We start from the raw sequence: 15,474 nt of genomic DNA, 5'->3' as shown, positions 1-15,474 counted from the left end.
TTTTAATAATTATAGTAATTTTCGTCGACTTATGAGAGGGTAAAGGTTGTGTCCCATATTTTGTGTAATTATAAATTCCGATGTTAATTATTAAATGATCATTAAATAAAAGGAGGAATACTTATGAAAATAGGGTGTGTGATCAATATTTAGAGGAAAACTCGAAATAAAAAAGGTTTATTCTAAGACGAATATAAAAACAAAGTACTATGAGATTAAGGATTTATCAAACCAGTAAACGTGGCTAATAAATTCCACAGTCCCATAATAGAATTAAATCAAAAAGTATGCCGTGAGAAATTATAACATCAATGTATTTAAATGGTTCGTCAAAAAGAAGAATACCAATATATTAAAGGATATATTCAATAATAAATATTCATCATCAATATCAAAAATAACAGATTTAACATTGGAAGGGGTAAATAAATTTGTTACTCGAAAGCCTGATAATAGGTATATTGCTGTAATGTTGGATGGACTATTCTTCGATTTAAGAAGGGAAACAGTAAATAAAGAATAATAGTATTTGTATTAAGTATTACGGAATCAGTAGAGTATGATATACCAGGATTCCGTTTAACAATAAAGTAATCACACAATAATTATAAGGAGGTTCTATAAGACTTATACAAACAGATGACATAAATAATTTATATGGGAAAAGCCTTTACAATCCTATTAAGGTTCTATTTTACACGCTATTTATATAAATTCATTTAATGACATATTTCTATGTCAATCCTATTAAGGTTCTATTTTAAATGGTATTACATTTCAATCACTATATGGAATTATTTTTTGTCAATCCTATTAAGGTTATATTTTAACTTTATATTCCATATAACGTTAAAAATTATTAAAGGCTACTTATCTTTTTAAAAAGCTAGGAACAGTATAGCCTAAAGCTTCTAAATCATCTGAAAAATTGATTTCCCAGCCTTTATTTCCACTCAATCTTATAAGCCCTAATTCTTCAAGTTTTTTTATATGTTCTTGGATATTTCTTAATCCAGTCTGATAATTATAATTTTTTAATAAAAATAGCCTGATTCCATTTGTATTATTCATCCCATTTTTAAGTGCTTCTATTATAAATTTATCAACATTATTTGTATTAAATGTTAAATTTGATACTGATCTCATATTTATATTCCTAAATACGCAGGAAATTAATTGCCTGTGTTCATAATGCTCCACGCTATAAGAAACATAATAATTATGTTGTAAAGCCCATAACATCCCTGCTGCAGCAAAAACGGATGGACCTGCGCTTATATTTATTATATATCGGGTCTTATTAGGCAATGAATTTAGAGTTTTATAATAATATTTTATATTCCACAAATCATTTTGAAAATATTTTTTTATATTTATTTGTCTCCGATCAGCCAGTTTTTCTAATTCCAGGAGTATCTCTTGCTTTGTTCTAAAATTTTCATCTAATGGTTCATCCATATTTGATGTAAAAACATAAATATTATTTGGAAAATAATTCTTTAAATTATCTTCTAGGAACCTCAAGACCAGATGTCTTTTAAATCCAACAAAGGTTATAAAATCGATATTTTTAAGCGAAGAATTTATTTCGTCATTTTGTACCATAGAAAGATTAATATATTTCGTATATATTAAGTTTACTATGCAGACTATCAAACTGATTATTAAACGCCAAAATGGTAAAATTATACCTTACGAATATAATTATTTTATAGGGATATCCTTATACAAAAAACTATTACTTTATCAGAATAATATTAGAAAATTACATTCCAGCTCCCAAATTGGATTATATACATTTAGTAATATTATAACTACAAAGGGGTTTAATTATGGTGCTAATGGGCTTGATATACCTCAAGGATATATTATATTCAGATCCATAGATGATGCTTTAATTTCTTATTTAAGGTTGGGTATCCTCGAAAACCCTATAATTGAAATTAAAGGTACATCATATAAAATAGAAAGTGTCAAATCTGTTAATAACAATTTAGATTTAAATCGTAATGATATTGAATTTAAAAGCATATCTCCTGTTCTTGTTAGAAATTTTAAAGATAAAAAACTATATTTAAGCAATGAGGGTGAGGTATCAGATAATCTTAATTTACTGGCATATCATCAATTAAAAAATTATTTTGGAATACCAAATCCAAAGGTTACATTTGAAGATCTAAAAGTCCAAAAAAAGACAATTAGGATTTCTAGCAATGGGAAAAAGGAGAGTATTACTACTGGCTTCAATCTACACGGCAGAATTCGAGGAACACCAGATGCTCTATCTTTATTATATTATAGAGGTTTGGGTTCAAAAACATCCCTTGGTCTTGGTTGCTGGGAGGAGATTTGAATGGAAGAACATAAAAATGCAAATTTGAGCAATATAATGACATTTAGGAACGATTTCATAACAGATGTAATGGATTGGGCAGTTGAAAATCTTTTTTCAAAAATTTGGAATAACCCGGAATGGATGAAATGTGCGAAGGGCGGAGATGAAAGGGAAAGTTACAAAAATAAGCCAGATATGTTTTATGCTGCACATATCTTTAGTGGGACAGCAATGGCATTGAAAATAGCAGATTATAAATATACAAAATCAAAACCAAATGACATTGAAAAAACTGAACTAAGGTTAAAAAGATCTATTTTAGGATATATGTTCCATGATTATAACAAACTTCAGGATTACAGCAATAATATAAATATGGATAATAAAGACATATTAAGTGAACTTATCAACGATTTTAAAGACCAATTAACTGATCTAAAACTTACTTCTAACGATGTATATTTTATTGCTTTTTCAACAGAAAAAGGGACACAGTTTCATGCAAATTCAATAGATATAAATCCAGAATCAGATCTATCATTTGAAAGTAACTTTTCAAGACTTGCTGATCAGCTCTCCTCAATTTTTCTAGAGGATAATCCGGTTCTGCACGATATCAAATATAACAATGAACCGGTTATACCTAAAAATAATATACATAAAATTCGAATAAATGCGACTCCATATATTACCTTGACGTCCATACTTAAAGTGGTACTAACAGAAGAAATCATAAAGAGGGGAAAAGAGAATATCAATGATGGATTCTATTTATGGTCTACTTTAAATACAATCTACTATGTGAGCGAAAATCCAATTGAATTAAATTATGATGAACTTGCCAAGCTGGTCATGAATAAAATTAGCAATATTGCTCATCTAGAAAATGGTATAGCATTTACAGACAGAAGAGTGGACATATCAAGCAATAAAATAGGATTTATATCTTTAGAGACACTTAAAAAATTTGTTTTAGACAATGATAAGTTTAAACAGGTCGTCCATTTAGAAAATATTATATTAAAAGACGATTTTCGTAAAAATGCAGAAATGTATTCGGATCTAATTCTTTCCAAACTAAAATCCTATAAAATTAATTTCTATAAGGATTTGCCAAGTGTAACACAGACCAAAAAGAAAGAACGTTCCATAAGGGATTATTTAGAGCTTGACGAGATACAGGATTTTGAAGCTGATAAAATAACAGAAAGACTGCATACATTTTTAATTAGATTTATTCAATTAAATTCAGATCTTGCCGGAGAAGATATAAATTTTATTAGGTCATTACTTGAATCTCAACTTGAGTCCAATAAAAATTTATTATCCAATATATTGCCAAAGAATAATCAGGAAAAATCTGCACTTTTAATACCCTTAATAATTGATAACGAAAACATAAATTGGGATAACATTTTAAATGGTGTATTAAAACAAATTAACATTGAATTTGACAGTGAAAAAAATCAAAAATTGATTAGAGAACTTATTAATATAATACTTGGATATAATGAATTAAATCTCCCAGAAGTGCCGGACAAAAAAAACATGTCTATGATAAATGGATATCCTAGAAAAGAGGGAAAAAGTGGAATAGCATCAAAAGAAAATCTATTTGGAATTGGCACTAATTCTTTCAACAATAGAATCATTACTTCTGGAATAGCCAATGGTTATATAGATGAGTATTCTATATTCGAATTTTCAATAAGATCAATTATTGCGCCGAAATTATATAGTAAATATTCATCGACTGTTCTGTTTTTAGCATTTCCTGGAGCCGTGCCTTTTATGGACATTGGAAAATTTTTACAGGTCTTTAATGAAACCGATGTATTACAGGTTGGAAACATTAGATTAACCATTGAAGAAAATAATGCTAAAATGAACAATTTTAAGTTTGATACAACTTACTTTATATATCTTCCAGATCCAAAAAGTGATGCAGACTTTATAAAAAATTTAAGGATGTGCATAGATATAGCAAGCAAGTCAAAACTACACGTTTTAATTAGCTTTTCTAATAATTTATTTTATAATACATGGAACGAAACAATAAATATGGAAATCGAAAGTTCAATATTAAATAGCATGAAATGGAATAAATTGAGGTGCAACAATTTAGCTTCAGTTAAAAACCAGATGTCCTTCTTCATGAGTGTATCAAAAACAAATAATAATTTTGATTATGATAACTGTGCAAATGTTATAAGAGATTATATAAGGAATAATCTCTCGCTTAATTCTTATGTTCATAAACAGATATTTGAAGGCCATTATAGATTTTCAGACTCAACAGACGATTATGATGTTTTTCACAAACTTGTTTATGATAAAAGAGGTGAAATGATGAAAGAAATTGAAAATTTAGGTAATATAGCTGCAGATCTTTATCTTTTAAGATATGATAGCAGTTCAAGTGATAGGGGATGGATGTTACGGGAGAGCCTTGAAGTGCTTGAAAAGATGAAAGCTGAGACTAATGCAAAAAATCTGGAGGAACTAAAGGAATTCGTATCCGGGCATTTATATTCAGGAATGAATAGGTTGTATTTGCGTGATAATCCAAATTCAAAATATAAACCTGACATCAACAAAATCAATGATTTTGCAAATGAACTTATTAATTTAATTATGACTGAATTTAAGGGTAGAATTCCTGTGGGAAATACCAGATCCTATCTAATCGACGGATTTGAAATAGAATATTATATAGCATCAGATAAAAAATGGAAAGCGTATGGAGAAAAAAAAGAGGTGGGTAAATGATAAGTAAAATAAATGAAATAATAAGTAGAGGATTGCTTGCACAAATAGAGAATATTGATCTAAAGAAAAATCATGGATACTATGCCAAAATAGGGATAATCTCTGAGACCATAGGATTTATGATATCAAGAAACAATGATGCCACAGAATTAACAAGTGAAAACTTTCTTAATGATGAGAGGGCCCTGGTGCCGGCACAGAAATGGAGAGCGGCTGAAAGAAGTTATCTCCTATCTGAACTTCGCAAGGTCGGAAATGTGATACCGGATGGATATGCCAGAAACATGAATAAAGTAAAAACATATCTAAAAAATCCAGTAAGCCTTTTATATGGAGATACATCCATTGGATCAGGTAAGGATATGGGATCAATTGCCTCAAGATGTTTCTATGATTGGGCATACAGCTTTGAACCACTTGGGGAGATATCAACAAGAATTACACACAACACTTTATCGGAGGATGGCACCATATTGCATTCAATTGAGGGGAAAACAGAATCAAATGCAATTTATAATATTCCATACATAAAGCCCGGTGTTAAGTTTATAAGGTTTGTAACCCTTGAAAATTGTTCCCTAGAATTGCTAAAACTTGAACTTATTGCAATATTGGGTACAACAAGATATGGTGCAAGAACGGCGATATTGGGTGATAATGTTGCAAATCACATAGTTGCTATTGGCTTTTCAAAAGGAGATAAACCCATTTCATCTTACGAACTTATGCAACAGGCATGGGAATCAGGTAAATATGAAGGAGAAAACTTGATTAAATCTTCAATGCTTTCCTCCTATGGGGAAGAAAACGTCATAATGGGAGATGACCTGGAAAACTTTTTAAATGAAGTAATAGCTATAAAAAATAATAGTAAAGAACTGCAGAGCCTCTGCGAGGTTATTAATGCCAAAATGGAAAATGACTGGAAAGAGTTCTGGAAGTGATTTAAATGCAGTGTATTCCCATTAAAATGACTGTAATATCACCAATACAATATTTTTATATTGCGGCAGCTGGAGGTATGAGAACATCTAATTTTATTGGAGATATCGCTTTAAAGTATGCCTTCCTAAGGCAGATGGGGTTATTTAAATTTCCTGAATTAAACAAAACAAGGCCAACTTATAGGGAACTCTTGGAGTTTCCATTCTGGCTTACTACTGCAATTTCCGAAAAAATGGCTCTTGAATCCGGTAATGAAACTGTATTTATGAAGAATATGATAAGGAATACCATGCAAGGAGCAGATTATAATGGTTCCAACGTTGATCCAACATTTAAAACCGGATCATTAATGTATAAAAATTTCTTTTTTGTGCAACCAATAAAACCAGGAAATGTTTTTTATTCCTATTTGCTTTATGATTCAGAGTATTTTAAAAATTTAAAAATACCCGAAGTTGTAAGAGTGGGGAACAATAGAACAGGCATGCTCAAGATAGCCAGAACAAATGTAGATATTAAAGCTGTAATCAACTTATATACAGTTCAAAATATTTTGGGCAAGCATATTGAGAAAAAATCAGATTATGTATCTCATTTAGTTTTACAATATTATTTAATGGGTTATTATACAAAAGATGAGGTTGTTAGGGCATATGATGATTAAATTAGATCTTGTTCCAACATATATAAGCCGTGATTTCCAGCAAAAAATGGAAGATTTTGCAACAAATAAAAAAGAAATTGCAATATTAAATGCTCCAACAGGATCTGGGAAAACATATGGATTCAAAAAAATGCTTACACAGGGATTTATTTTAATATTACTCCCAAATAACCTCCTTTCGAATGAGGTTTATGAAAATTTTAAAACCGATACAGCTGTCAGTATTTTAAACTCAAATGCCATTAATAATGAAATAAAATATTTTAAAAATAGTGGCTATGCAGAGTGCACAAAAGATGATGCAATCAAAAATATTATAACAGGAAAAAAAATAATAATATCAAATCCTGAAATTTTTTATTATATTATGTTAAATAACTATAAAAATGGCAGAAGTTCAGATTCACTAACTGATTTTATAATAAACGGCTTAAAAATTATAATAGTTGATGAAATTCATATTTATACAAGAGACCAGTTAAATATATTATTAGCTGTATTAAAATTAATAAATAAGAACATAAAGATAATGTTCTCAAGTGCAACAATCCCTATATATATTAAAAACTTAATAATAGAACTTTTTGGCGAATGCAATACTGAGATTATTAATGTGGAAAGAAGCTATCAACAAAATGACAATGTGCTTCTACAGGGCCCCATATCGATATCAATTCCAGATAATCATAATACAGCCAATTTTATTGAGCAAAATATTGATTTGCTAAAATCTGGCTACTGGTTTATAATTGCTGACTCAATTCGAAACATTGATTCTATTTATAAAGTTATAAAATCTCATATCAGTGATGATCAAATAGCACTAGTTGATGCTTTCCATGATCCTGAATATGAATCATATATGAATATATTTGAACAAGGACCAAGGATTGTTATTGGTTCAAACATAATAGAACAAGGTATTAACCCTCCTAAAAAATTTAATAATTTTATCATAGAGACTGGATTGGATTTAAAGAATTTTATTCAAAGATTTGGCAGAATTGGGAGGAATATGACAAGCAAAAGCAATTTATTTATAATATTTAAAAGTGAAATAGGAAATAAAGCTGATCTGGCAAAGATTAAAAATTTCGAAGATTTTATAACTTTTATTTCAAAAAGGTTACCAGAAAAAGAAAGAATTTTTAATTCAGGATATATAGGTGTTTATGCAGCTTTAATTGCCGATAAATTTTCCATAAATTTAACCAAAACAGTAAAAGAAAATTTTCTAAAGGAAGAACAGGGGACATGGTTCACTAAATCTTTTAATAATACCAGAAGGACTCTTAAAATCATCAAACAGATTAAAGAAGATCATTCCAAATTTAACGAAATGAGAAATGATATACCTGATTTAAAAAATATAATAAAATGGTGGAATAAATATTATGAAAGTATATTCAGATTTATACCTGAGGCTAATAAAGGAGCAGGTACCGATATTGTTTATGATGAACAATTTTCATATGACGATATCTGGATTCATAAAAATAAGAATATTGTTATGAAAAAAAACGGTTATTATATTGTGAATGGGTATAATCAGAGCCCAAATTATCAGTTTCATGTTATGGTAAGCGGAATACCTGTAGATGATCGTGAAATGAAATATGAAGATGTATCACCTTACAAAGCAAGAAATTTAATACTTAACAACATAAATTCAAATTTTAACTTAGATTGTGATGGGGAATCAAAGAAATTGCAGGAAGGAATCAAAGACATAATAAAGGCCACAGGAGATTATGAAAGACTTTATTTGGAGGTTAAGGATGAATTATGATATAAAATCAATTAAGGGAACAGATATCAATTATTATTTTATATGCAAAAGGCGTGCGTGGATGTCTATACATACGTTTTATATTATAGATAAAAATCAATTTATAGAACACGGAAATTTTTTAAACAATAGAAATAGAAAATATGGTTATCATGGTATAAGAATAGGTCATAATGAAATTGATAATCTTGAAATAGATACTCAAGGAAATTATATAGTGCATGAATTTAAAAGAGGCCGCAAAGCTTTAGAGGGAGATATTTTCCAGGTTTTACATTATATCGAATTGCTTGAAAATGAGGGTTTTAAGGTTAGGTATGGAGTTTTACATTTATTGGGTGCAAATAAAATAAAAATAGTGGAAAAAACCCCTGAATTACTATCTAAATTAGAAAAAGCTTATGAAAATATAAATAATCTAAGAAATGATAAAATGCCAGAACCTGTTAAGAATTATTACTGTTCTCATGGTTGTAGTTATGCATTTTTCTGCTGGGGATGATAAAAATGGGAGAGACTTATTATATATTACAATCTGGATCTCTTAGTAAAGTTAATGAATCTGTAGTATTCCAAAACCAGAATGAGAAATCTTTTTTGCCGATAGAAAATATAGATGAAATACTTGTCTTTGGAAATCTTACTATAACTACTCCCGTATTACAATTATTATCCAAAAAAAATATTCCAGTTTTTTTGTATTCGCATTATGGCTGGTATATTTCTAGTATTATACCCGAAGATTATTTACAGAGTGGATATGTTATAACTCACCAGGCAGCATATTATAATAATCCAGATTTAAGACTTAAGCTGGCAAGGAGTTTTGTATTAGGAGCAGCCAAAAATATGGCGAAATTATGCAAACGGCTCAGAATTGGAAATTTAAGGGTACCAGTAAATGAAATAAGTAAGGCTGTCTCTATATCAGAATTAATGGGCATAGAGGGTAATATACACATTAAATATCTGGAACTTTTAGATTTAAAATTGCCTCAGGATTTTAAGGTAATTTCTAGATCTAGAATGCCTCCAAGAAATTATATAAATTCAATGATGAGTTACCTTTACTCTGTTTTGTATGGAATAATAGGGTCACAAATTTTTAGTACTCATTTATCACCATCAATAAGCTTCCTTCATGAACCCAGTGAAAGACGTAGTAGTCTTTCCTTGGATATCGCAGAAATCTTTAGGCCAGTATTTTGTGATAGAGTTATTTTAAAGTTAATAAACTTGAAAATAATGAAAAAGTCTGATTTCATAGACGATAACGGTATATATTTAAATGAGGCTGGAAAGAGAAAAGTTCTTGTTGCATTTGAGGAAAAGTTGAGGGAAACTGTTTACGTTTCTTCCTTGAGAAGGAAAGTTTCTAATAAGTTTCTAATACGTCTTGAGATATATAAAGTTGAAAAACAGATAATGGAGAATAAACAATACAAACCATATATTATGAGGGATTAAATTGTGGATTATACTTACATATGATATTAATGAAAAAAGGGTTGATAAAATTAGAAAGATTTCATTGCAATATTTAATTAGGATTCAAAATTCTGTATTTATAGGAGATATTGGATGGGCAAGCTTAAGAATTTTAAAAGAAAGATTAAAAAAAGAAATTGTTGAATCAGAGGATTCAATACAGTTTTTTATTCTTAGGGATGAAAAGCTTGTAAAGAGAATAAAGCTTGGAGTGTCATATGAATTCAGCAATATAATTTAACATATGATCAAACCTTTAAATACTCTTTTCCAATTATGAACTTTGAGTACTTTTTTATAAAATTGTCATAAGTTTTTTATTTATAATACAGATTATCTATAACGGGTTAAAATAGAACCTTAATAGGATTGAAAGAATTCCTCTATTATGATATTTTCCAAAACTTTTTTAGTTAAAATAGAACCTTAATAGGATTGAAAGGTTATGACCTTCAATGAGATACTGACGAGTTTTAGGAGTTAAAATAGAACCTTAATAGGATTGAAAGTATTTCCATTCCATTCATAGCTTTTGGAAATTTCCTGTTAAAATAGAACCTTAATAGGATTGAAAGATTATTCTCCCTTGCAAACCTCGATGCAATGCTTTCAGTTAAAATAGAACCTTAATAGGATTGAAAGTTACATGCACATGGTATATATGAAGATGATTATGGAAAGTTAAAATAGAACCTTAATAGGATTGAAAGTCTCTGATTGGAAAAAAGGCTATTGGTGTTAGAAAGTTAAAATAGAACCTTAATAGGATTGAAAGAATATACTTTCTTTTGTTAACTGTATTAGGTAAAAATGTTAAAATAGAACCTTAATAGGATTGAAAGTTTTCAAGCCAGACTATACCAGAAGACTGGCCATTCAGTTAAAATAGAACCTTAATAGGATTGAAAGAATGTTACCTTAAACCTAAAGTTTTACATGCACATGGTTAAAATAGAACCTTAATAGGATTGAAAGCTTTATTTTTCTATGTTTCCACTCAAATTTTATATTGGTTAAAATAGAACCTTAATAGGATTGAAAGGTAAGCAGTGAGGAAACTCCTTATTTTCCCCTTAATTCTGGTTAAAATAGAACCTTAATAGGATTGAAAGTATATAGCATTCGGGACAACTGAATACAACGCTTTAGTTAAAATAGAACCTTAATAGGATTGAAAGGTTCCTCAAATTGATAACCTATTCCGTTGATTTCCAGTTAAAATAGAACCTTAATAGGATTGAAAGTCCAGGACATTGACAAAAGAGACCTGGAATATTTCGAGTTAAAATAGAACCTTAATAGGATTGAAAGTCTGTTATATTCTGCATATCCTGGCTTACTGATACAGGTTAAAATAGAACCTTAATAGGATTGAAAGTATTTTAAAACATTTCTCCTGGTCTGGTTTGAATAATAGTTAAAATAGAACCTTAATAGGATTGAAAGTCCTTGTTTTTTTTCCTGGCTTCTCTTTTTTGGATAAGTTAAAATAGAACCTTAATAGGATTGAAAGAAAAAGAGCTCCGTAAGCTTAATCCATACATAGTTAAAATAGAACCTTAATAGGATTGAAAGGCCTATTGCATTTGTTATTCCTGCCGGCTCAGATTCAAAGTTAAAATAGAACCTTAATAGGATTGAAAGTGTTCCGTTGCCAGAGGGGACACCCGATAATGTCAAGTTAAAATAGAACCTTAATAGGATTGAAAGATAGACGAGGAGACGCAAAACGAAGTGCTCCCTAAAGTTAAAATAGAACCTTAATAGGATTGAAAGAAGGAAGAACAGGCCATAAAGAAAGCAGATAAAAAAGTTAAAATAGAACCTTAATAGGATTGAAAGCTCTGTAGTTTTTGAAGAGTCAACATGGGCATAAAAGTTAAAATAGAACCTTAATAGGATTGAAAGTTCTATGGCATTGGTGCACCACAACCATGGATGGGCGTTAAAATAGAACCTTAATAGGATTGAAAGCATCTGGTTGGCTCAATATTATAGTAGAGAGCCTTTAGGTTAAAATAGAACCTTAATAGGATTGAAAGAAATAATGTTTTTAAAAGGTTTGAAAAATATAAAAATAGTTAAAATAGAACCTTAATAGGATTGAAAGATTTCCTTCCAGGTACCTGCTCCTCATTTTCATTATCTTGTTAAAATAGAACCTTAATAGGATTGAAAGATATTGTTTCAGGCAGGAATGAGCCGCTTGAATTGGCGTTAAAATAGAACCTTAATAGGATTGAAAGTTAATCTCATTCTTCACCTCATCGTTTATATACTCCCCGTTAAAATAGAACCTTAATAGGATTGAAAGACAATTCCCTGAGCGATAACATTCCCATTTACACAGTTAAAATAGAACCTTAATAGGATTGAAAGTATTAACAGCTTTTTTCTCCCCGTTGGTTACCTTTGTTAAAATAGAACCTTAATAGGATTGAAAGGGGGTTCAACGGAAAATCCCCCCATACTACTAAAGTTAAAATAGAACCTTAATAGGATTGAAAGATGATTTTTTATCTTCTTGCAATGCTGCTGGCTATGTTAAAATAGAACCTTAATAGGATTGAAAGAGGTTTGCCGAGCCGGTTGTGGCTGTCGGCTTCGCTATGTTAAAATAGAACCTTAATAGGATTGAAAGTATATTTTTGCCGTTGCCATTTTCAAAATATTTTAAGTTAAAATAGAACCTTAATAGGATTGAAAGAAGATAAATAACCATGCCCTCAAGGTGTTAAAAAGTTAAAATAGAACCTTAATAGGATTGAAAGGAATATGTGAAGTTCGCCATTGGGTTCAGGAATGGAAGGTTAAAATAGAACCTTAATAGGATTGAAAGTTAATTGGCAGATCAATGGTTGAAGTCCCTGAATTTGAGTTAAAATAGAACCTTAATAGGATTGAAAGTCCTTCCGGGAAAAACAGGATAGTCGCCATCGAACGTTAAAATAGAACCTTAATAGGATTGAAAGTTTGGGATGGTTGCGCTGGCAATGTCCGCCACTGTTCGTTAAAATAGAACCTTAATAGGATTGAAAGCTCTTTGAGGAAGAAACGGGTTTTGCAGTTCTAAAATGTTAAAATAGAACCTTAATAGGATTGAAAGCGAAAGGAAGGGGTACTCAAAGAAGAAGGCTGAGTATAGTTAAAATAGAACCTTAATAGGATTGAAAGTTTCACGGAAGTTTAAAAATATTGACCTTGAGATTAGTTAAAATAGAACCTTAATAGGATTGAAAGTTTTACCATTAGGACATAAAGGTTTTCATATGGCATAGGTTAAAATAGAACCTTAATAGGATTGAAAGCAGAAAGGAAGGACTTTGCAAAGCCAGTAGTTAAAAGTTAAAATAGAACCTTAATAGGATTGAAAGACTGATGACTTTTGACAAGACAGCATGGCAGAGAGAGTTAAAATAGAACCTTAATAGGATTGAAAGAAGTAATGTTTTTAAAGGGTTTAAAGAGCATAAAAATAGTTAAAATAGAACCTTAATAGGATTGAAAGAAAAAATATTGCGGTGCATGACGCCATTTTAATCGATAGTTAAAATAGAACCTTAATAGGATTGAAAGGAAGCGTCTGCTGCCTTCTTTAGTCCCGGAATTATAGTTAAAATAGAACCTTAATAGGATTGAAAGTTAAAATTTAAATAATTTTTACCATTTCTTATAATTAGTTAAAATAGAACCTTAATAGGATTGAAAGATTAATTCATTTGTAAGATTGGTATCTACTGTATTGAGTTAAAATAGAACCTTAATAGGATTGAAAGATGTTCCACCTTCTAAAGTTCCAGGAACAATAACCAGTTAAAATAGAACCTTAATAGGATTGAAAGATTTCTGAAGGTCATCTATTTTTTTAAATTCATCCTTTGGTTAAAATAGAACCTTAATAGGATTGAAAGACAAATGCGTCATCTATTCTTATGGATGGTTTTTTTGTTAAAATAGAACCTTAATAGGATTGAAAGGCTTAAGGCTGCTGCTCCTAGTCCTATCACTGATAATAGTTAAAATAGAACCTTAATAGGATTGAAAGTCGAATATTCCTTTATATCTAAACTTGGAGAAATACATGTTAAAATAGAACCTTAATAGGATTGAAAGTTTGTAGTTATGGCCGTTATCGTTGGTGGTGTTATAGTTAAAATAGAACCTTAATAGGATTGAAAGATAAAAATGTCATTACATAGTGTTTTAGCAGATAAGTTAAAATAGAACCTTAATAGGATTGAAAGAGAAAAAACATGTTTGATGTGGCACAAATAGAGACAAGTTAAAATAGAACCTTAATAGGATTGAAAGGTTCGATGGCGACTATCCTGTTTTTCCCGGAAGGGTTAAAATAGAACCTTAATAGGATTGAAAGTTTTCAGATAAAGACATTATGGAAGCCCTACTCGAGTTAAAATAGAACCTTAATAGGATTGAAAGAAGGAATATACGATTTAGACAATATCACGGAAAATAAGTTAAAATAGAACCTTAATAGGATTGAAAGTCAGGCAAAGCAGACAATCAGGCAAATGTAGACTTAGTTAAAATAGAACCTTAATAGGATTGAAAGGGGGGACTATTATATCCCTTATGTCTATGTTATTTAAAGTTAAAATAGAACCTTAATAGGATTGAAAGTTCTTGAGATATTTCGCTCATAAAGTCTTTTGTCATGCGTTAAAATAGAACCTTAATAGGATTGAAAGGTTACCATTCTGGAGATAGTGATTCTAAGGGCGACGGGTTAAAATAGAACCTTAATAGGATTGAAAGATTGATATGCAGGTATTCCCCTCTTTTGAAAGTTTCTTGTTAAAATAGAACCTTAATAGGATTGAAAGATGAATATGACAATGATAGCATTGACGAAATACAAGTTAAAATAGAACCTTAATAGGATTGAAAGAATTATCAGCACCTTTCAGTTTCTGTGCTACTTCGTTAAAATAGAACCTTAATAGGATTGAAAGGAATTAACATAAACAGAACCCCAGCCCCAGAAATGGTTAAAATAGAACCTTAATAGGATTGAAAGAAGGTATCGTTACCGTAAACACCTATGCCCTTTGAGTTAAAATAGAACCTTAATAGGATTGAAAGTTTCAGGATATCGGCATGGCTGGAGAGGATTTTATAGTTAAAATAGAACCTTAATAGGATTGAAAGTCAGTCCTTATTCCGTCTTCAGTATCGCATTCTATAGTTAAAATAGAACCTTAATAGGATTGAAAGGAATATCTGCTTGAGTTTGAACCTGAAATTGCAATGCCAGTTAAAATAGAACCTTAATAGGATTGAAAGTTTCTAATCTTTCAAGATTTTTTAAAGATGTTTTATAAGTTAAAATAGAACCTTAATAGGATTGAAAGAAATAAAATGCTGATACAGGTACACTTTACAAAAAAGTTAAAATAGAACCTTAATAGGATTGAAAGGTTATGACCTTCAATGAGATACTGACGAGTTTTAGGAGTTAAAATA

10 protein-coding genes and 1 CRISPR repeat array are annotated in these 15,474 nt (G+C 29.9%); of the genes, 9 read left to right on the top strand and 1 reads right to left on the bottom strand.

The window, feature by feature from the left end; all coding sequences use genetic code 11:
• Positions 1 to 292 precede the first annotated feature (292 nt).
• A complete protein-coding gene (locus AOG55_RS03350; RefSeq protein WP_048101305.1) occupies positions 293 to 523 on the top strand; it encodes a transposase in 231 nt (76 codons plus the stop codon).
• A gap of 347 nt (positions 524 to 870) precedes the next feature.
• Here AOG55_RS03350 and AOG55_RS03345 read toward each other — a convergent pair whose 3' ends face one another.
• Positions 871 to 1,605, bottom strand: a complete 735-nt coding sequence (locus tag AOG55_RS03345) for a hypothetical protein (RefSeq protein ID WP_048101306.1) — start codon at positions 1,603 to 1,605, stop codon at positions 871 to 873.
• Positions 1,606 to 1,642: 37 nt separating this feature from the next.
• Here AOG55_RS03345 and cas6 point away from each other — a divergent pair, with 37 nt between their 5' ends.
• Genes cas6 through cas2 form a run of 8 tightly spaced genes read left to right on the top strand, consistent with a single transcriptional unit; the run spans position 1,643 to position 10,231 of the window.
• Positions 1,643 to 2,353 (top strand): CRISPR-associated endoribonuclease Cas6, encoded by a 711-nt coding sequence (gene cas6 / locus AOG55_RS03340; protein ID WP_048101307.1) that lies wholly within the window; start codon positions 1,643 to 1,645, stop codon positions 2,351 to 2,353.
• Entirely contained in the window at positions 2,354 to 5,104 is a 2,751-nt protein-coding gene (locus AOG55_RS03335; protein WP_054964024.1) for a hypothetical protein, read from the top strand. It begins immediately after the preceding gene.
• Complete coding sequence (gene cas7d / locus AOG55_RS03330) at positions 5,101 to 6,048, top strand: type I-D CRISPR-associated protein Cas7/Csc2 (protein WP_054964025.1); 948 nt, start codon at positions 5,101 to 5,103, stop codon at positions 6,046 to 6,048. The genes AOG55_RS03335 and cas7d overlap by 4 nt, the downstream gene beginning before the upstream one ends.
• Positions 6,049 to 6,053: 5 nt before the next feature.
• Positions 6,054 to 6,713, top strand: coding sequence for a type I-D CRISPR-associated protein Cas5/Csc1 (cas5d, locus tag AOG55_RS03325; RefSeq protein WP_082180431.1), 660 nt, complete (start codon positions 6,054 to 6,056; stop codon positions 6,711 to 6,713).
• Positions 6,703 to 8,502 carry a type I-D CRISPR-associated helicase Cas3' gene (gene cas3 / locus AOG55_RS03320; protein WP_048101311.1) on the top strand — a complete coding sequence of 600 codons (1,800 nt, stop codon included), beginning with the start codon at positions 6,703 to 6,705 and terminating at the stop codon, positions 8,500 to 8,502. The genes cas5d and cas3 overlap by 11 nt, the downstream gene beginning before the upstream one ends.
• A complete protein-coding gene (gene cas4, locus AOG55_RS03315; RefSeq protein WP_162200857.1) occupies positions 8,492 to 9,004 on the top strand; it encodes a CRISPR-associated protein Cas4 in 513 nt (170 codons plus the stop codon). Before cas3 ends, cas4 begins: the two co-directional genes overlap by 11 nt.
• Positions 9,005 to 9,009: 5 nt before the next feature.
• Entirely contained in the window at positions 9,010 to 9,969 is a 960-nt protein-coding gene (gene cas1b, locus AOG55_RS03310) for a type I-B CRISPR-associated endonuclease Cas1b (protein ID WP_162200856.1), read from the top strand.
• Between the two features lies 1 nt (position 9,970).
• Positions 9,971 to 10,231, top strand: coding sequence for a CRISPR-associated endonuclease Cas2 (gene cas2 / locus AOG55_RS03305; protein WP_048101314.1), 261 nt, complete (start codon positions 9,971 to 9,973; stop codon positions 10,229 to 10,231).
• A gap of 105 nt (positions 10,232 to 10,336) precedes the next feature.
• Positions 10,337 to 15,428: direct repeats of the CRISPR family, unit length 30 nt; unit sequence GTTAAAATAGAACCTTAATAGGATTGAAAG.
• Positions 15,429 to 15,474 lie beyond the last annotated feature (46 nt).

Source organism: Acidiplasma cupricumulans, from assembly GCF_001402935.1.
GTDB classification, from domain to species: domain Archaea; phylum Thermoplasmatota; class Thermoplasmata; order Thermoplasmatales; family Thermoplasmataceae; genus Acidiplasma; species Acidiplasma aeolicum.
This window is presented reverse-complemented; position numbering and strand designations above follow the sequence as displayed.